We start from the raw sequence: 17030 nt of genomic DNA on the forward strand, positions 1-17030 counted from the left end.
CTGCCAACCGTCTTTTTCTACGCTAGGATTTTCTATATCGACTGACTACTTTAACCACCGCTCAGCCTTTTGGTTCAATACCGCGAGTCTGGAGTTCCTTACGCAGAACACGCTTTATCCACGTAGCCAATGTTTTATCGCCATCCTTATGGGCTTGTTCTTCTAACTGCGCACGAAACTCGTGGGACAGCCGAATTTGATACTGGTCTGTTTTTGATTTTTCACTTGACATTGTAATTACAAATTCCATAGCATGGTATAGTTGTAATTACACCGCAATTACATGGTATTTTGCAACAGTAAAGAACGAAGCCCGGCAGTGCTAGGAACACTAACCGGGCCTCTGACCACAACATTATGAGGACTAATGCTATGGCTGACACCAATAGTAACACGGGCTCGCCTTATCAATCACTGCCGGATTATGAGAACCGTTACTCTGCCATGAGTGCCGCGTTGGCGCGTCTGGATTTTTCAAACATGGACGATGACAAACTCTCGCTGGTCACAGAGTATTGCGCCGAAACCAGCGCCGGGCTGTGTCATTGCCTGAATTTCATTGGCGATGCGCTGATTACCTTTGCCGATAATGACGTGTGCGAATCCACGCCGGAAAGCTTGTGCCAATTGGGACATGGGTTAACGGCAATCAGTTTACTCATCCCTGCCCTTACCACGATGCACAAACGCGCACATTCACTCACCGCCAGATAGCCATCTGAATATAGCCAGCCTGATTAAAGCTCTGCCGTTAGGTCAGAGCTTTTTTGCTTTCGTGGCTCAATAACAATAATTCTCCCTATCCGATATTGAGTTGTTTGCAGGCATCCTCCCCCTTTCCCGATAGCCTTCCCTACTGGCTGATTCCAGTGGGGAGAAGACATGTCTGAACGTTTTGTTTTCGCAACATTTACAGCGCTCAATATGCCATTCAGGCACGACGCAGGACGCGACGGGGTTAGGCGGGTGAATGCCTGCGCCTCGCGGGCATTCATCCGTGGTGTGAGGCGAGAAAATGCCCTTTCGCAGAAAGGGCGCATTTGCGTCGCCCGAACCCACCGGCGAGCGTCTCCCCCAAGGGAAACCGAGCAGGCCGGGGGGCGCCGAATAAATTTTGCCGCCCCAGCGAGCAAAAAGACGCGCCCACGCGTCGGTTTATTTGGAGGGCTTCAGCCCCGCACACCGTCGCGGCTAAGTCTCCGGCCACAAGCCAGTAGCGAGGCGCGACTACCCGCTTTGAAGGCGTTTTCCCATTTTTTCGCTGACCGGAACGGGCAAAAGAAAAAGTGGGCTAAAAACGGCGTCTCAAAGGGGGTAGTCGCGCGTAGCGGGCGACGGTGTGCCGCCGTTGACGTTGGGGGTTTTGGCGTGGCGTCCAGCCGCGACATTACCCCCATGTGCCAGGCAATAAGGGCGTCCAGCCCGCATGAACTGGCGCACGCCGTTTTGTGCCGGGAAAGGTATTGTCCGGCGCACGACCGCATCGCGGTCACCTCTTTATCCCCACAAGATCGCCTCATGACGTCGACTCATGCCAGTGGGCGAAGGTATTCCCCCATGCAATGAGGCAATAAAACCGAAAGAGCGAACACCCCAGTAAAATGCGAAGGAGGAACCATGCTGATTTCTGATTACCGTGAACGCCGGGCGCGTAGTCACGAAAAAATGCGACGTCTGCTCACCTTTCTGAAAGAAGAAACCTACAGCGATTTTAAAAACCTGATGCTGCTTTTTGATTTTAAAAATCACAAGCCGCTGTATCTGTTGCTGGCAAAAGCCATCGACATGGGATTCATTCAAAAACAGACGTTTTGCACAAGAATGGAAAAAATCTCACTATGGGGGATCACCAACGACGGATTATCCGTTGTCGTCACACCCCATGAGGATGGCTTTCCTGCACGGTTTGAGCCCTCGAAAGTCACTGGCTGGACGCTGATGCAGCGCCTTGATCGTCAGCTAGCACGGCTCCTTCTTGAGAAGAAAGGCGCTTATGGGTGGATCAGCGGCGCTGATTCAACATTCCGCAGCCGCTATAAGGTATATCATCGCCCGGCCGGGGTGATAACGTTACCAGACGGAACCGTTATCACCGTTGAGACTGAGCGCCGTCTGAAAACCAAGGCCCGTTATCAGGCGATTATCACCAACCATTTGCTGGCCCGCACTGAAAAGCATTGGATGTACGTTTTCTACATCGTGCCCGATCCACAGAAAAAACGGGCTATCGAACTGCTGTTCAATAGTGTGAAATACGTCATCGTGGATCATCAACATATCCCACTGGAAACGAAGCACCGTAATGTTTTTCGGGTTTATACATTTGAGGAGTTGGAACGGTTGAAGCTAAATATTGGCTAATTGCTGAACAACCACGCGAAGTATATACTCAAAGTATGTACAAGAGAGGATCACCATCATGAAACACCGCGTCAGCGTTACCGTGGACAAAGACAATTATCAGGTTCTGAGTGCTGCCGGAGTCAATATTTCCGGGCTGGTGAATGACGCCATTGGCAAAGAAGCCCGCCGCATTAAGGCTGAGGAGTGGAAAAAGGAAAACCGCGAAGGGATGGAAGAAGTCGCCCGATTTATCGCGCAGAATGGCTCCTTTGCGGATGAAAACAGGAACTGGTGATCATGCAATTCATTGTTTATGAATATAAACGCGCCAGCCACTACAAAATGTTTGTCGATGTGCAAAGCGATATTGTCGACACACCAAAGCGGCGCATGGTCATCCCGCTTATCGAAGCACATCATCTGTCTGAGAAAGTGAATAAAACATTGTTCCCGCTGATTCGCATCGATGGGGAAGATTATCGGCTGATGACCACAGAGCTGTCGAGTGTTCCTGTTGAGGTGATTGGTGAGGCTATCATGGATCTTGGAGACTATGCCGATGAGATCAAGGATGCTATTAATCTTATGTTTTGGGGGATTTGAAGGGGGGTCAGCATGTTCGCATTGAGGATTACGCATAGCAACCTTCTCAGGAGAATGAGATCTATATTTCTGAAACTATTTAAAAGAGAATGGTTATCTTTACTCAGCTCCTTAAAAATCATCAACTGAAAGTTAAGTCCTTTATTGAAATAGACTTCACAACAACCTTTAAATTAAAATAATTCACATGATAATAATGTATTTGCTACTTAATTAGTCGAGAGCATTCTGTTGACCAAGAACATAAGAAGCATTATGCTGACCTAGCAATTAAAAATTACAGAAAATAAGTTTTAAAAAAGGAGTTGTTATTATGAGTAATATTTTAGATTTGACTTTTGAAGTCATTAAGAAAAACGTTATGACTCAAAATAGTGCAGGCTGTAAAACTAATGGTGTGAGTGCATGTTGTTCTACATATTGCACAGCAAAAAATTGTAAAAACATTGATTCCGAACATGAAAATGATATGAATGCTTGGGATCAATATCTACAGCTAAATTCTGGAGTATTACAATATTAATCTTCACGCCCATTTTACACTTTCATAAAATGGGCTGTTTTATAGAAAACAAAAAATGATACTGAATAAAAAATTTCATTTAAAGCGTACTATTGATGTGTATGCCTCAGAATTAGAAGATAATAAAATAAAGATCACTTTTCATCGAATGACTACACGTGAAAAAATAGAAATAGTCACGTCAAAATCAATTGCTGAGTTTTTAGCACTACTGGATGGAAAAAATACAGCATATGATATATTCACTAATTTAGGAGCTTTTAAAAAGCAGGATGCGATAACCATAATTGATTTTCTACTCAGTAGACATCTGATCACAGAACAAGATGAAAATGCAGATTCAAGTTCAAGATATGCACGTCAAATTGCTTATCTCGATGATATGGTTTTAGATAGAACAGGTTATGAAACACAAGGTATACTAAGTTCAAAAAGTGTTGCTATTTTAGGGTGCGGCGCAGTGACAGGACATATTGCAGAGTATCTTGTCAGGGCTGGAGTACTAAACATCACTCTTGTTGATGATAAAGAATTTAAAAAACAAAACTTATCAAGGCATCTATTTTCTAGGGTTCAGGATGTTGGAAAACCCAAAGTTGATGTATTAGCAAACTATTTAAAACAAATTGATTCAAGATGCAGAATTACAATTTTCAAAGAGAAACTACTTCCAAACACAGATTTATCAAAATGGATAAGCGATGATATTGACCTTGTTATTAATGGATGTGACGAACCCTACATTGGGCATACCTCACTAAAATTAGGACGCCACCTTCAATCTAGAAGCATACCATTGTATGTTATGGGAGGGTTTGATGCACATTTAATGAGTTCTGGCGAACTAGTTTATCCACCAAAGACACCTTGCATTGATTGTATTCAAAATACTTTCAGTAAAGCCTTAAGTGAATGGAAACCAGTTTATAATAGAATAGATGATATAGAACCATTGGTTAAAAATATAAAATCAAATAGCAAAAAAATTTCTTATGATATTGGCGGATCTGGTGGGCTAGCAATTATGAGTGGATTTTCAGCATCCTTTAGCTGTTTAAAAATAATACAATTTTTAGCTCAAGACTCTCAATATAACTTTACGACCATTAGGTATGAATATCTTCCTAATAATGGAGAATTAACTGAATTTAGACTACTAAAGCAGGAAGGTTGCCATGTGTGCGGAAAATAATCTAAGGCTAAGAGAGAGTATTGGAATCATTGTCCACGAGCATAATGTTGAGTTTTTTAAATCTAATGTTCGAGATGGATTTTCTTTAAAAATAGAATGCCCTGATGTTATAAAAATTTTAAGAAAATTTGATGGAAAAACAACCATTGATAATATTGTTAAAAGTAATGCATCAATAGACAAACTACAATTAGAAAAACTTGCGTACTATCTAAAAGATGAGTTTGTATTAATCGAACAAAACATACAATATCCTATTGAAGTTCTTGAGAAAGATTATCGTTTAATAAATTTGCTTGAAGATTATTTCCACTCTACATCAGAAGTATTAGGTGCAATTGAAAAGCTTAAGAAATCCACTGTCATGATTGTTGGTTTAGGAGCTGTTGGTAGTATTATTTCCGCATATTTAGCAAAATGTGGTGTCGGAAACTTAGTTCTGGTTGATAACGATTTTGTTGATTTAAGTAATTTACATAGACAATACTATTTTGAAAAAAGCATTGAATCAAATAAATCTATTGAATTAAGTAATGAGCTGAAATCAATAAACCCAGAAATTAACATATCTATTATTCCAAGTTTTTTAAAAAATGATTTTTTCACAGTAACAAAAATACCAAAAAAACTTGAATTAATCATTAATTGCTCTGATGAGCCAAGTGTTGATGTAACAAGCAATATTATTTCAAAATACGCAATGCAGCATAAAATTCCACATATTGTTGGAGGTGGATATAATCTACACTTGACACTTATTGGTCAAACTATTATCCCTTACGAAAGTGCATGTTTTGAATGCTTTAAAACAGCTTTAAATACAATTAATGATAATGACCTTATAAAAGTTAGGTCACTCCATAGAAAAAACAGGAAATTAGGCTCTTTTGCTCCATTATCAGGTATTGCAGCAAGCTTGGCTTCATTGGATGCTTTTAAAGTATTAATACATAGATACGATGTATTACAACAAACAAATAAGAGAATTGAATTTAACATTCATGACCTCAATTTTCAAACAATAAATATTGAAAGAAACCCTGAGTGTAAATGGTGCGGAGATTAACACAATGAATTACATTCAATTAAACAACATTTACACACACAACTTAAAAAATATTAACGTAACAATATACAAGAATAAAATAACAGCAATTTATGGACGCTCTGGAGCAGGTAAGAGTTCATTAGTTTTTTCTAGCCTATATCAACTATGTAACGATGAATTCGATGCTTTAGAAAATGGTTATAGTGAAAATAGTGGTTATAAAATAGAGAGTTATTCTGGCATAATTCCTGCCGTTGCTATCTCGCAATCAATAAAAAATAATAATCCAAGATCTACTCTTTATACATATCTGAATATAGCACAAATACTTTCTTTTTCTGCTAAAGAAAAAAAAACATTAATCCCTGATTTTAAATACTTAAAAACAAACAAACCAGATAATGAGTGCCCATTCTGCAAGGGATTAGGTATAATACAAAAAATAGATTCAATAAGTATTATAGATCAGGAAAAAAGTGTATCTGGAAAACCGTTTTCCATTTGGAAAACAGGGACATTCTCAGGGTTGTATCATAATTTATTATTAGCATACTGCGAAGAAGAAAATATTAACACTGAGATCCCATTTAAAAACCTTCCTGAACCTGATAAAAGAAAAATATTATTTGGAAAAACTCAAACAAGATTAGATTTTAAATTCAAATACAAAGGCGTAACAAGAAAAAGGAGAGCTTACTATGAAGGAGTATTAATTTCAGCACAAAATATGATTAGAAAAAAATCTTTAGAAGACGCTACTGTGAGAGAAATTTGCAATGAGTGTTTAGGCTCTAAAGTTAATATTTCAACCTATAATAGAATTCAAGTTATGGGAATTAACTTTGTTAATTTTCTTACATTACCATTTTCAGATTTATTAATTAATCTGGGTAAGTTACCTACAGAAACCGAACTATTTAGAGTCATAAAATCTATATGCGATATGGGGTTAGGATATTTAAATTTCTCACGTTCAGTGCCAAGCCTTTCAGGTGGTGAACTACAAAAAATTAGATTTAGCCGATTACTCAATTCAAATATATCTGGAGTCTTATTAGTAATTGATGAAATATCCTCCCAGATTAACAGCGCTGACTTTCCTTATATATTTGAAAAAATAAGAAAACTTTCAAAAAACAATACTGTTGTTTTAGTTGAACATTCACTATTTTTTATTAATAATGCAGATTTTAAAATTCACATTGGACCAGAAGCTGGTCAAAAAGGTGGATATATTTACGAAGATGAAGAAATATTACCAATTGCAAGAAATAAAAAAAAGAGACAAACCGATGAATTTTTCTTCTTCCCACAAATCAATAAAAACAATGTTATCAACCAAGAAGTTAAAATACCTAAAAAATGTTTAACCGTTTTAACTGGATTGTCTGGATCAGGTAAATCCTCTATAGCAAGAGCAATAGAGGAAAAAGTAAACGCTATCTATATTTCACAAAAAAGCTCGAGTTTCAGTGGGCGATCAGTTTTAGCATCTACAATTAAAGTAAATACCCTTATTGCTGATTATTTCTCTAAAAACACTGGGATAGATCATGAATTTTTCCTTTTGTCTAAAGAGGCTGGATGCAAAACTTGTGCTGGGAGCGGAGTGGTTAAATATGAAAGAGGATATGATAAAGATTTCTATTTAATTTGCCCAACTTGTGATGGAGACCTTTTTGATAAAGACAACGAGTTTATTGAAATTAAAGTTAATGGTCTATCTATTGTTGACTTCTATAAAAAAGAGATAAAAGAGCTTTATACTTTTACAAGTAACATAGACACAACAATTAATAAAACACTCGAAACAATGATTAGTCTTGGCTTAGGCCACTTGCAGCTAAATCGAAAAACACAAACCTTATCAGGAGGCGAATTACGGAGAGTTCGATTATGTGAGCATTTAGCAAGAAAAAAAGAAACCAGAAAAATATTGATTATAGATGAACCAGTATCAGGACTTGACCCTGAAACAGCTAGTATAATAGCTGATTTCATCTATCATAAAGTTTCTCTTTTTGGAGCTATTATATTGATAGAACATAGACCAGAGATCATTAATTATTCTGACTATGAAATTAAAGTAGGTCCTTTTTCCGGTAATTTAGGCGGGAAGGTTTTATCACAAAAATTTTTAGATTAATTACTTTAAAAATATGGATATCTTATAGAAATAATAATTCTAAAATCTTGTGGTATCCAACATCATTTTTTATGAAATGTACATTTATAAAAATAGCAAGCTAAAAAATTGAAAAACCTTAGCAGGTGCTGATGGTATTGGGATCGAATAGTAAGAAACCCATGTAGTCACCTCTGAAACAGGGTCAAGCTAAATGCCCTTCTTTTCCTTACAAATAGGTAACCCAGATACGTCAAAGGCCCATTCTATCAACGAAAAAATCGCTTATAACTTATAAAGATAAATCAACACTATCCACCAAATCCCCCAACGTCACCATCAGCATCATCGGGTCAATTGGTGAAGACTCAAACCCTACACGCAGGTAAAATTCCCGCGCTTCATCATGTAAGCACACCCGTTTTAGTTCCACGCACTTTTTGAGATTTCCGGGTTTTCAGCCATCAGACGGTACTCTTCCGGCGTCAGGTTATTCAGGGATTCATGGGGCCGCTCACCGTTATATTCAGCCAGCCAGCGCTCTGTAATTTCCCGTGCTTCATTCAGTGTTCTGAACAGATAAAAATCCAGTATTTCGGTCCGGTACGTCCGGTTAAAGCGTTCGATAAATGCGTTTTGCGTCGGTTTACCCGGCTTGATAAAGTCCAGCATCACGCCATGCTCTTCGGCCCATTGAGCCAGCGCCAGCGATATAAGTTCTGGCCCATTATCCATCCTCATCTTCAGCGGATATCCACGGTTTGCCACGATCCTATCCAGTACCCGGACAACACGCTGGGCCGGGATATTCAGGTCAATTTCAATGGCCAGGGCTTCCCGGTTAAAATCATCCACCACATTGAAGGTTCTGAAGCGTCTGCCGCAGACCAGCGCGTCGTGCATAAAATCGATGGACCAGCTCTGGTTCAGCGCCTCTGGGGTCGCCAGTGGAGCCGGATTACGCACCGGCAGACGTTGCTTTCCTTTGCGACGAAAATTCAGTTTCAGAAGACAGTAAATTCGGTGAACACGCTTGTGATTCCAGGTATTCCCCTGCCTGCGCAATACCTGAAAAAGCTTCTTAAATCCGTATCGTGGATAGCGTTCAGCCATCACTAGCAGCCCCTGGATCACCGATTCATCACGCCGGGTATCTGGCTGGTATAAAAACACCGTCCTGCTCAACGATAACGTCCTGCATGCCTGACGTATGCTCATCGCAAACTGCGAGGTCAGATAACTGACGAGCTCACGTTTTATCGCTGGTTTTAAAGCTTTTTTTCAATAACATCTTTTAGCGCCCGGCATTCCAGACTGAGGTCGGCAAACATCTGTTTGAGCCGCCGGTTCTCGTCTTCCAGATCTTTGATCTTTTTAATATCAGCCGCTTCCATCCCGCCGTATTTTGCTTTCCAGTTGTAATAGCTGGCTTCGGATATAGCGGCTTCGCGGCAGACATCTTTGACGGTTCGTCCGGCTTCGACGGACTTCAGAACGGCGATGATCTGGTGTTCAGTGAATCGGATCTTGCGCATAGCGATCTCCTCAGGGGACATAGTTAGTATGTCGGAAGATCTCTAAAAGTGAATGGTCCGCTTTACAGGGATACTTACAATCAGACAGCGCATGAACCAACATCCCGCGAATGCCGATAGTATCCGCTACCTGAATCACCCGCAGCCCTGCATCACGCACCAGTGCCCGACCGACACCCTGACCATGCCATGATTTATCTACTGCCAGACGCCCCAGCACTACCACCGGAATCGGATCGGGCATATTGCGACGAAAGCGTCCGGGGGCGGCATTCGTTGCTACAGCACTGGAAGCCAATGAGTAATACGCCAACACTTTTGAGCCATCGCAACTGACGAAAGTTCGTGATGCTCCAGTGACCTGATTTTTCATCGCCCGCAGTTTTAGCCAGTTATCCATAGACTCCACACCGCAACAGAATGAGGAAAGTGCATGTTCGGCGTGGAGTGGCTCAGGAGCAGAGATCATTTTTTCTGTTCCCACGGTGCAGGTGTTTGCATGGTTTTACGTAGCGCGGCATTCGGGGAAGGAGCCTGATCCAAGCGAGCAAGGAATTCCTGATAAGCATCGGGATCTGCCATGATGATGCGCTGATCGATCAACGCTTCCTCTGCGGCGGCTCGCGCAGCTTCAAGGACAAAATCGGTGCGATTTTTTCCTCTGGCCTTCGCTGCACGATCAATCAGATCCCGTTCTGCGGGTTTGATGCGTAAATTTAGTGTTTCGCGTTTAACAGAAACGCTGTTCTCCGCAGGCATGATGTTATCCTCCGTCATACTCTCTGGATATTAATCATACAGCAAACGTAACGCTGATGTCATTACGATTTATTAGTACCATGGGGAATCGAACCAAAGGAACGAACCGGGCGTGTCTTTATCGCATGTGGCCCATCATTCTGATCTATCTATAAAAATACGGGTCAACCTACGGGTCTTGACAACAGCCTAGGTTAAAAATTATGCTGTATTTCAACTTAATAGAAAGCTGAATGATCCCGAGTCCGGCACCACTAATTCTTAACCCTCGCCTTTGGCGGGGGTTTTTCGTTTCTGGCGTGTGGACTCTCCATCAAACACAGTTCGATTATTCGCCACAAGCGACTCACCCTTTCAGGGTCAGCGCGACAAGCGCGCTGTTCAACGCCTACGGCGTTTGTGCAAGTCCGAGCACCACTAATTCAAAGAAACCAGCCTAGCTACTGAGCCTACATTTAACGGTATTTACACAGAAAATCGCTGCGCCCTCGTCTTAAATCTCAGCTTCTAAAAACGCAATAAATGCCCTTACCTTTGAATTCAGTGCCGAACGTTCATTGACACAGGCATAAATATTCATCGGTAAAGACTCGACGTGGTTACCGCTATTGCGGTCTGAGCAGAACAAAGGCGTGAGTTGGCCACTGTCTATCAACGGCTGGGCAACAAAGCTTGCCAGACGGGTAACGCCGCCTCCGTTTGCTGCTATTTTTGCAATAATATCAATATCATCACTGATGAATTTGGGGTTGAGCTTCACGTTAACAGGTTGCCCATTGACCATAAAAGTCCAGGGAAGAAAACGTCCATCTGTGGGATAGCGGAAAACCAGACAGGCGTGCTGGCTGAGTTCTTCGGGAGTCTGAGGGGTACCCGCGCGATCCAGATAGGCCTGGGCCGCGCAGAAGATAAATGGTAGCGATGCGATTTTTCTGGCAATCAGCTGATCGTTTAGCTGTGCCTCGATGCGGATACTGACGTCAACGCCTTCCAACCGATGGTTGACGTTACGATCGGTACTAATCAGTTCGATATCAATATCGGGGAAAGATTCTTTGAAAGCAGGCATCAGTGGAGCGATAACGTACCGACCAAACGCGGCAGTCGTCGCGATGCAAAGCGGACCTTGCAGTTTGGTCTCACTCGCCGCAGCCTGCGAGGCGAGCTCAATGTCATGTGGAATATGGCGTACTTTCTCGAAATAACGTTTACCGTTTTCGGTTAATGTCATGCTACGAGTGGTGCGCGATAACAGGCGCACGCCCAAATGTGTCTCAAGCCGTGAAAGGCTCTGGCTTACCGCCGCCGGACTCATACCTTTAGCTCGTGCCGCCGCGGCGATACTGCCGTTCTCCACCACGCGGATAAAATTGCTAATCAGCCCTAACACATCCATATTATCCCCAACGCTTGATTCGTTACTTTTATTTAATAATGATTAAAGCATAGCTGCTCTACTACCATTCTGGTTAGCTTGGTAGGTTAGCAACCGTTTCACTAACCGTTGCTAACCAGGATAACTTGATGACTAATGCTGTTGCTAAAAATACCCCGCGATTCCGCCTCCCGAAGCACACTTTACCCTACGTATTTGCTCTTTATATGGCGACCATCATGGCATTTCTGATGTGTCTGGTCATCATTCTGGCAGAATTTGGAATGGGGCCACATTACATGGAAAATGTGATGAATGCCTATCAGGTTGCCATGCCAGCCGCTTTTGTTTGCATACTGATTGTCCGTCCTATTGTTACCCGGTTGGTAGGGTTGACTGTTCACGGTCACTGAGTCATTCAATACGCCATTTCTTTCTCCCACATTAAGGCTTGCGAGTCCGCCTTTCGCTCCTCACCGACTATCAGGCTGAGTCATGCTCTAACATAGAACACTGCCATCATTATTGATGGCACATCTATGTTACCTGTTCGCCTTAAAACCGCTCGTCTACCCTACCTACAACCCCAACACCAGCCCGTCATACGCGGCATGAACGTTCTCAGGCAGCAGCGTTTGCGTTTGGAGCCAGCGATCCAGTTCGTGGCCGATGTGGGTCAGGTATAGCTGTTTGGGGTTTAACTGAGTGAAGATCTCCAGCGCGCGGGGGACGTCATTGTGGTTACGTGGGGGCGTTGTCTGGGGAGGGTGGCTGCAATCGACAACCGCATAATCGAGCGTGTGTGCTGAGAGAAACTGAGCAGTTTCAGGCGGTAGACCGATGGTGTCGGTCAAGTAGGCCAGCGTGTGCGTCGGCGTCTGGATGAGGTAGCCGTAGGTTAATTTGGAATGGATTAAGGGAACTGGCGTGATCGTTATGCCGTCCAGGTTGAAGGGCTGGAAAGGTATCAGCGGCGGTTGGAAATGCAGAATCCCTGGGTGCTTAAAAAGATCGTCGCAGCCCGCATCATCCGGGGGGCCAAAGACCGGTATGGGATCGCCGTAACCCCAGCGTAGGGGAAATAATCCCTGAACGTGATCCATATGATAGTGGGTCAGCAGAATATGCCGACGCGAATAAGGGAGCAGATACGGCGCGAGTTCGGGTAATCCGGCATCAATCAGGATGACCCGGTCTTGGGTTGTGATTGCCGCGCAGCAGGCGCGCCGCCGTTTCCTTTCATCTTGCAGTGCCTGCTGACAGACCTCGCATTCGCAGCCAAACGCGGGAACCTGCTGCGCGCTGCCGGTTCCCAAAAAGTGAAAAACGATCCGGTCACTGTTTGCTGCCCTATTTGCTGCCATCGGTTTTCTCCCGCTCTCTGGTTCGCTTGCCGCTCGGCCTATCTCTCGCTGCGCGCCGCACAAACGCTGTCGAACGGTAGCAGCGACTGAAAGGTGGATAACGTGCGTTGCAGGTCGCCATCGTTATTCAATAACACACAGTCGCTTTGTAAGCGGCTCTGTTCCTCTTCCGCCCGCTGCAATCGCGTGGCGATTTGCTGTTCGCTTTCCCGCCCTCTGGCGCATAGCCGCTCTCGCAGTGTCGATGTAGAAACGGTCAGGCATATCGGAAACAGCGTATTGCCGTAGCGCTCACGCGCCTGACTCAGGTAAGCCCGTGAGCCATTCACAATGACGTAGCTTCCTCGCTGGAGCCAACCATCAATCTCTATCCCGACGCCATAGTCGCATTGATGCGCCTGCCAGTTGAGCGCGAAAAGGCCAAGCCGCTGGCGGATAGCAAACTCCTCCGGCGTCAGCGCAATGTGGTTCTCTCCTTGTATTTCAGCGGGACGGGTAATGTACCGATGCGCCACCAGCAGTCGGGGCAGCGCCAGTTGGCGAATCGCACGCAGCAAGCTGTCTTTGCCTGCGCCGGAAGGCCCAATGAGGTAGATGAGTTTCGGCATGATCAGAATACCCGGACACCCTGACGCCACACGCGTATCAGTTTCATTTGCGGCGCGTGCCGCTTGACGAGCAGCAGGTCAGCTCGCCGTCCTTCTTCAATGCAGCCGCGATCGTCAAATTGCAGCGCCTGAGCGGGATTGTTGCTGACCAGCGCGATGGCGCGCGGCAAGTCGTAATCATTGCGTTCATCCTCTGCAATCATGAACGCCGCCTCCAGCAGGCTGGCCGGATAGTAGTCCGAAGACAAGATGTGAAGTACGCCCAGCGTCGCCAGATGATGTGCTGACACATTGCCCGAGTGCGAGCCGCCGCAGATGACATTCGGTGCCCCCATCAATACATTCATTCCGACGCCATGTGCCTGCTGCGCTGCGATCGCGGTAGTGGGAAATTCGGCAATGCTCACAAGATGCTGGTGGGCTTCGCTGATATGTTCCGGCGTCGCATCATCATGGCTGGCTAGCGTGATGCCTCTATCGTGACAGAGGCGGACAATCGCCTCGCGATTAGGCTGCGACCAGCGGCGTGAACCGGCCAGTTGCTCTTCCTCAAACGCGGCCATTTGCTCGTCATTCAGGTGATATTTGCCTTTGTAATACTGATGATATTTCTCCTGAGAGGAAAATTGCCGCTGCCCCGGAGAGTGATCCATTAATGACGCGAGCGCGACCAGTGGAATATCCGCCAACTGCTCAAAGAGGGGAAACGTATCTTGATGTGGCAGCTCACAGCGCAGGTGCAAATGATGATCCGCCCGATTGGCGCCGTGCTGCTGGCTGTACAGTACGGCATCCGTCATGCGTCGCAGATTCTCAAGCCGATGCCCCCCATCGCGCACATCTCCTACCGCGACAGCATCCAGAACGGTGGTGATTCCGCAGGAGATAATCAACGCATCGTGATTGCGCATCGCCGCTTCAGAAGGCCAATTAACGCCGGGGCGCGGGGTGAAGCACTTATCGAGATTATCCGTATGAAGTTCGACAAGCCCCGGCAGGAGCCAGGCCTGTTCACCATCCAGCGCACCGGGATGACGGCTGGGTCGATCGCTGATGTGGTGAATCACACCGTTGCGCACTTCCAGTGAGCCATGAATGATTTCCTGTGCGAGTACCATATTGACGTTATTAATGATCATTTGCGGTCTCCTGAGCGTTGGAAATTACCGGCATCGTGTGCAGCGACATCGTATACAGGCGATCGGCAACCTCCTGACGCACTTCGTCATCGTGAAAGATACCGACGATGGCACACCCTTTGTCTTTCGCATTGTTGATGAGCTGTGTGACAGCCAGTCGGTTTTTGGCATCCAGCGACGCCGTCGGTTCGTCTAACAGCAGAATCGGGTAATCGCCAATAAACCCACGGGCAATATTGATGCGCTGTTGCTCACCGCCGGAAAACGTGGCGGGCGCGAGTGACCACAGCCGCTCGGGGACGTTCAGATGCGTCAGCAATTCACCGGCAAGAATCTCGCTTTCCTGACGAGACATACCGCGTTCCAGTAACGGCTGGATGACCACGTTCAATGTACTAATACGCGGGATAACGCGCAGAAACTGGCTCACCCAGCCCACGGTTTCACGGCGGATTTCCAGCACATGGCGGGCATCCGCGTTGACGATATCGACCCAGCGCTCACGATGGCGCACCCAGATATGGCCGCCATCGGGCTGATAGTTACCGTACAGAGAACGCAGCAAGGTGGATTTTCCACTCCCGGAATGCCCATGCAGCGCCACGCATTCGCCGCCTTTCACGGACAGGCTGACATCGTGGAACACCGGCAATCGTGCGCCCTGCTGGTTATATAACACGAACGTTTTATCAACGTTCTCGATGCGTAATTGCGTATCCATCAAGCGTCCTTTTGTCTGGATTTACAGAATGGAAGAAACGAGCAACTGGGTGTAAGGATGGCTCGGATCGTCGAGCACCCTATCCGTTAATCCCTGTTCGACGACCCGCCCTCGCTGCATCACCAGCAGGCGATGCGACAGCAGACGGGCAACGCCGAGATCGTGGGTCACGATGACGACGGAAAGCTGCATCTCCACGACCAGCGTCCTGAGCAGATCGAGCAATCGCGCCTGTACCGATACGTCTAACCCGCCGGTGGGTTCATCCATAAAGATCAGCCGCGGTGCCGTCACCAGATTGCGCGCGATCTGGAGGCGCTGCTGCATCCCGCCGGAAAACGTAGTCGGCAGATCGTCCAGCCGGTTTTCAGGTAACTCGACGTTTGCCATCCACTGCGCGGCCTTGCTGCGGATATCGCCGTAGTGCCGGTTGCCGATAGCCATGAGCCGTTCGCCGATGTTGCCGCCCGCAGACACGGTCGGGCGTAACCCGGCCAGCGGGTGCTGCCAGACAATTCCCCACTCGGTGCGCACCAGCGCGCGCCGCTGCCGTTCGCTGATGTCATAGATTGAGAGCACCTGCTGTTCGGCGTTACGATAGATCACCTCGCCGTCCTGCGGTGCCAGCCGTGCGGAGATCGCATTCAGCAGCGTCGTCTTCCCTGAACCCGATTCGCCGACAATCCCTAAAACCTCCCCCGGCCACAGCTGAAACGACACGTCACGGAAGCCTTTTTCCGGCGCATACAGGTGCGTGAGGTGTCGCACATCCAACAGCGGGGTATCGGATACATGATGTTCCGTCGTCATGACGTTTCTCCTCCCTGGCTCTGGCGCTGTTGACAATAGTCGGTGTCGGAACAGACGAACATGCGTGTACCGTCATCATCCATCACCACTTCATCCAGAAAGCTGTCGCGTGCGCCACACAGCTCACACGGCTTGTCCCACTGCTGTATCGTGAAAGGGTGATCGTCGAAATCGAGGCTTTCCACCACGGTATACGGCGGAACGGCATAGACCCGCTTTTCACGCCCTGCGCCAAAGAGTTGCAGCGCGGGCATCATGTCCATCTTCGGGTTGTCGAATTTCGGGATGGGCGACGGATCCATGACATAGCGATGATTCACCTTCACCGGATAAGCGTAGGTCGTGGCGATGTGCCCGAAGCGGGCGATGTCTTCATAGAGCTTCACCTGCATCACACCATATTCTTCCAACGCATGCATTTTGCACGTCTCGGTTTCGCGCGGTTCAATAAAGCGCAGCGGCTCAGGAATCGGCACCTGAAAAACCAGAATCTGATCTTCCTTAAGCGGCGTTTCAGGAATGCGGTGCCGCGTTTGAATCAGCGTCGCGTCGCTGGTTTTTTCCGTAGTGGGTACGTTGGCCACCTTGCGGAAAAAGGTGCGGATCGATACCGCGTTGGTCGTATCGTCGGAGCCCTGATCGATCACTTTGAGCGTATCATCCGGCCCGATAATACTGGCGGTGATTTGAATGCCGCCGGTGCCCCAGCCGTAGGGCATCGGCATTTCCCGGCTGCCGAACGGCACCTGATGCCCAGGGATAGCGATCGCTTTCAGGATCGCGCGCCGTATCATGCCCTTCGTGCTTTCATCCAGATAAGCATAGTTATATTCCGTGTCGGAATCATCGTATGCCGTTTCTGGTCGGCTGCCTGTCTGGCGGGAG

General features: G+C 46.2%; 21 protein-coding genes and 1 pseudogene. 9 read left to right on the forward strand and 13 right to left on the reverse strand.

Translation table 11 applies throughout. The features are described 5' to 3' along the window. Nucleotides 1-61 precede the first annotated feature (61 nt). Nucleotides 62-232: a hypothetical protein gene (locus tag I2D83_RS19240; protein ID WP_164669135.1), complete on the reverse strand. Its 171-nt coding sequence runs from the start codon at nucleotides 230-232 to the stop codon at nucleotides 62-64. 140 nt (nucleotides 233-372) lie between these two features. On the opposite strand from I2D83_RS19240, the gene I2D83_RS19245 reads away from it, so the two are divergent. Then, the gene (locus tag I2D83_RS19245) at nucleotides 373-714 is read left to right on the forward strand and encodes a hypothetical protein (protein ID WP_205947123.1); all 342 of its coding nucleotides are present in this window, start codon (nucleotides 373-375) and stop codon (nucleotides 712-714) included. A gap of 455 nt (nucleotides 715-1169) precedes the next feature. On the opposite strand, the gene I2D83_RS19250 is transcribed toward I2D83_RS19245, so the two are convergent. Then, nucleotides 1170-1520 (reverse strand): hypothetical protein, encoded by a 351-nt coding sequence (locus tag I2D83_RS19250; protein ID WP_205947124.1) that lies wholly within the window; start codon nucleotides 1518-1520, stop codon nucleotides 1170-1172. A 97-nt stretch (nucleotides 1521-1617) separates the two neighbouring features. On the opposite strand from I2D83_RS19250, the gene mobC reads away from it, so the two are divergent. From mobC to I2D83_RS19285, 7 genes are all read left to right on the forward strand, one after another. Continuing rightward, the gene (mobC, locus tag I2D83_RS19255; protein WP_205947125.1) at nucleotides 1618-2361 is read left to right on the forward strand and encodes a MobC family replication-relaxation protein; all 744 of its coding nucleotides are present in this window, start codon (nucleotides 1618-1620) and stop codon (nucleotides 2359-2361) included. Between the two features lie 58 nt (nucleotides 2362-2419). After that, nucleotides 2420-2638 carry a type II toxin-antitoxin system antitoxin CcdA gene (gene ccdA, locus I2D83_RS19260; RefSeq protein WP_015855076.1) on the forward strand — a complete coding sequence of 73 codons (219 nt, stop codon included), beginning with the start codon at nucleotides 2420-2422 and terminating at the stop codon, nucleotides 2636-2638. 2 nt (nucleotides 2639-2640) lie between these two features. Continuing rightward, the gene (ccdB, locus tag I2D83_RS19265) at nucleotides 2641-2946 is read left to right on the forward strand and encodes a type II toxin-antitoxin system toxin CcdB (RefSeq protein ID WP_205947126.1); all 306 of its coding nucleotides are present in this window, start codon (nucleotides 2641-2643) and stop codon (nucleotides 2944-2946) included. Between the two features lie 313 nt (nucleotides 2947-3259). Continuing rightward, a complete protein-coding gene (locus I2D83_RS19270) occupies nucleotides 3260-3469 on the forward strand; it encodes a hypothetical protein (RefSeq protein ID WP_205947127.1) in 210 nt (69 codons plus the stop codon). 55 nt (nucleotides 3470-3524) lie between these two features. After that, a complete protein-coding gene (locus I2D83_RS19275; RefSeq protein WP_240346548.1) occupies nucleotides 3525-4661 on the forward strand; it encodes a HesA/MoeB/ThiF family protein in 1137 nt (378 codons plus the stop codon). Beyond that, nucleotides 4645-5727: a HesA/MoeB/ThiF family protein gene (locus I2D83_RS19280; RefSeq protein ID WP_205947128.1), complete on the forward strand. Its 1083-nt coding sequence runs from the start codon at nucleotides 4645-4647 to the stop codon at nucleotides 5725-5727. Before I2D83_RS19275 ends, I2D83_RS19280 begins: the two co-directional genes overlap by 17 nt. A 4-nt stretch (nucleotides 5728-5731) precedes the next feature. Further along, nucleotides 5732-7855: an ATP-binding cassette domain-containing protein gene (locus I2D83_RS19285; RefSeq protein ID WP_205947129.1), complete on the forward strand. Its 2124-nt coding sequence runs from the start codon at nucleotides 5732-5734 to the stop codon at nucleotides 7853-7855. Between the two features lie 271 nt (nucleotides 7856-8126). Here the strand turns inward: I2D83_RS19285 and I2D83_RS22430 are convergent. From I2D83_RS22430 to I2D83_RS19305, 5 genes and pseudogenes are all read right to left on the reverse strand, one after another. Next, a pseudogene (locus tag I2D83_RS22430) lies at nucleotides 8127-8246 on the reverse strand (GNAT family N-acetyltransferase); the annotation flags it as partial. Nucleotides 8247-8257: 11 nt separating this feature from the next. Beyond that, nucleotides 8258-9369, reverse strand: a protein-coding gene (locus I2D83_RS19290; protein WP_205946711.1) for an IS3 family transposase whose coding sequence is annotated in 2 segments (ribosomal slippage) — nucleotides 8258-9108 and nucleotides 9108-9369 — 1113 coding nt in all. Because the reading frame shifts where the segments join, the coding sequence is not laid out codon by codon here. Between the two features lie 10 nt (nucleotides 9370-9379). Next, complete coding sequence (locus I2D83_RS19295) at nucleotides 9380-9838, reverse strand: GNAT family N-acetyltransferase (protein ID WP_318784741.1); 459 nt, start codon at nucleotides 9836-9838, stop codon at nucleotides 9380-9382. Further along, complete coding sequence (locus tag I2D83_RS19300; protein WP_205947130.1) at nucleotides 9835-10128, reverse strand: type II toxin-antitoxin system TacA family antitoxin; 294 nt, start codon at nucleotides 10126-10128, stop codon at nucleotides 9835-9837. The genes I2D83_RS19295 and I2D83_RS19300 overlap by 4 nt, the downstream gene beginning before the upstream one ends. A 493-nt stretch (nucleotides 10129-10621) precedes the next feature. Next, nucleotides 10622-11524 carry a LysR family transcriptional regulator gene (locus I2D83_RS19305; protein WP_205947131.1) on the reverse strand — a complete coding sequence of 301 codons (903 nt, stop codon included), beginning with the start codon at nucleotides 11522-11524 and terminating at the stop codon, nucleotides 10622-10624. Between the two features lie 128 nt (nucleotides 11525-11652). Between I2D83_RS19305 and I2D83_RS19310 the strand changes: the two genes are divergently transcribed. Then, a complete protein-coding gene (locus I2D83_RS19310) occupies nucleotides 11653-11916 on the forward strand; it encodes a DUF2798 domain-containing protein (RefSeq protein ID WP_012773200.1) in 264 nt (87 codons plus the stop codon). A gap of 165 nt (nucleotides 11917-12081) precedes the next feature. On the opposite strand, the gene phnP is transcribed toward I2D83_RS19310, so the two are convergent. The 6 genes from phnP to I2D83_RS19340 all read right to left on the reverse strand — a co-directional run bounded on the left by phnP (nucleotide 12082) and on the right by I2D83_RS19340 (nucleotide 16939). Next, complete coding sequence (phnP, locus tag I2D83_RS19315; protein ID WP_413232280.1) at nucleotides 12082-12834, reverse strand: phosphonate metabolism protein PhnP; 753 nt, start codon at nucleotides 12832-12834, stop codon at nucleotides 12082-12084. 71 nt (nucleotides 12835-12905) lie between these two features. Beyond that, nucleotides 12906-13475, reverse strand: coding sequence for a ribose 1,5-bisphosphokinase (phnN, locus tag I2D83_RS19320; RefSeq protein WP_205947133.1), 570 nt, complete (start codon nucleotides 13473-13475; stop codon nucleotides 12906-12908). Between the two features lie 2 nt (nucleotides 13476-13477). Then, nucleotides 13478-14614, reverse strand: a complete 1137-nt coding sequence (gene phnM, locus I2D83_RS19325; protein ID WP_205947134.1) for an alpha-D-ribose 1-methylphosphonate 5-triphosphate diphosphatase — start codon at nucleotides 14612-14614, stop codon at nucleotides 13478-13480. Then, on the reverse strand, nucleotides 14604-15335 hold the full coding sequence (gene phnL, locus I2D83_RS19330) for a phosphonate C-P lyase system protein PhnL (RefSeq protein ID WP_012773194.1): 732 nt from the start codon (nucleotides 15333-15335) through the stop codon (nucleotides 14604-14606). Before phnL ends, phnM begins: the two co-directional genes overlap by 11 nt. A 21-nt stretch (nucleotides 15336-15356) precedes the next feature. Further along, nucleotides 15357-16145 carry a phosphonate C-P lyase system protein PhnK gene (phnK, locus tag I2D83_RS19335; protein ID WP_180777412.1) on the reverse strand — a complete coding sequence of 263 codons (789 nt, stop codon included), beginning with the start codon at nucleotides 16143-16145 and terminating at the stop codon, nucleotides 15357-15359. Beyond that, complete coding sequence (locus tag I2D83_RS19340; protein ID WP_230458250.1) at nucleotides 16142-16939, reverse strand: alpha-D-ribose 1-methylphosphonate 5-phosphate C-P-lyase PhnJ; 798 nt, start codon at nucleotides 16937-16939, stop codon at nucleotides 16142-16144. The genes phnK and I2D83_RS19340 overlap by 4 nt, the downstream gene beginning before the upstream one ends. Between the last annotated feature and the right edge of the window lie 91 nt (nucleotides 16940-17030).

This window comes from Pectobacterium aroidearum, from assembly GCF_015689195.1.
GTDB lineage: Bacteria > Pseudomonadota > Gammaproteobacteria > Enterobacterales > Enterobacteriaceae > Pectobacterium > Pectobacterium aroidearum.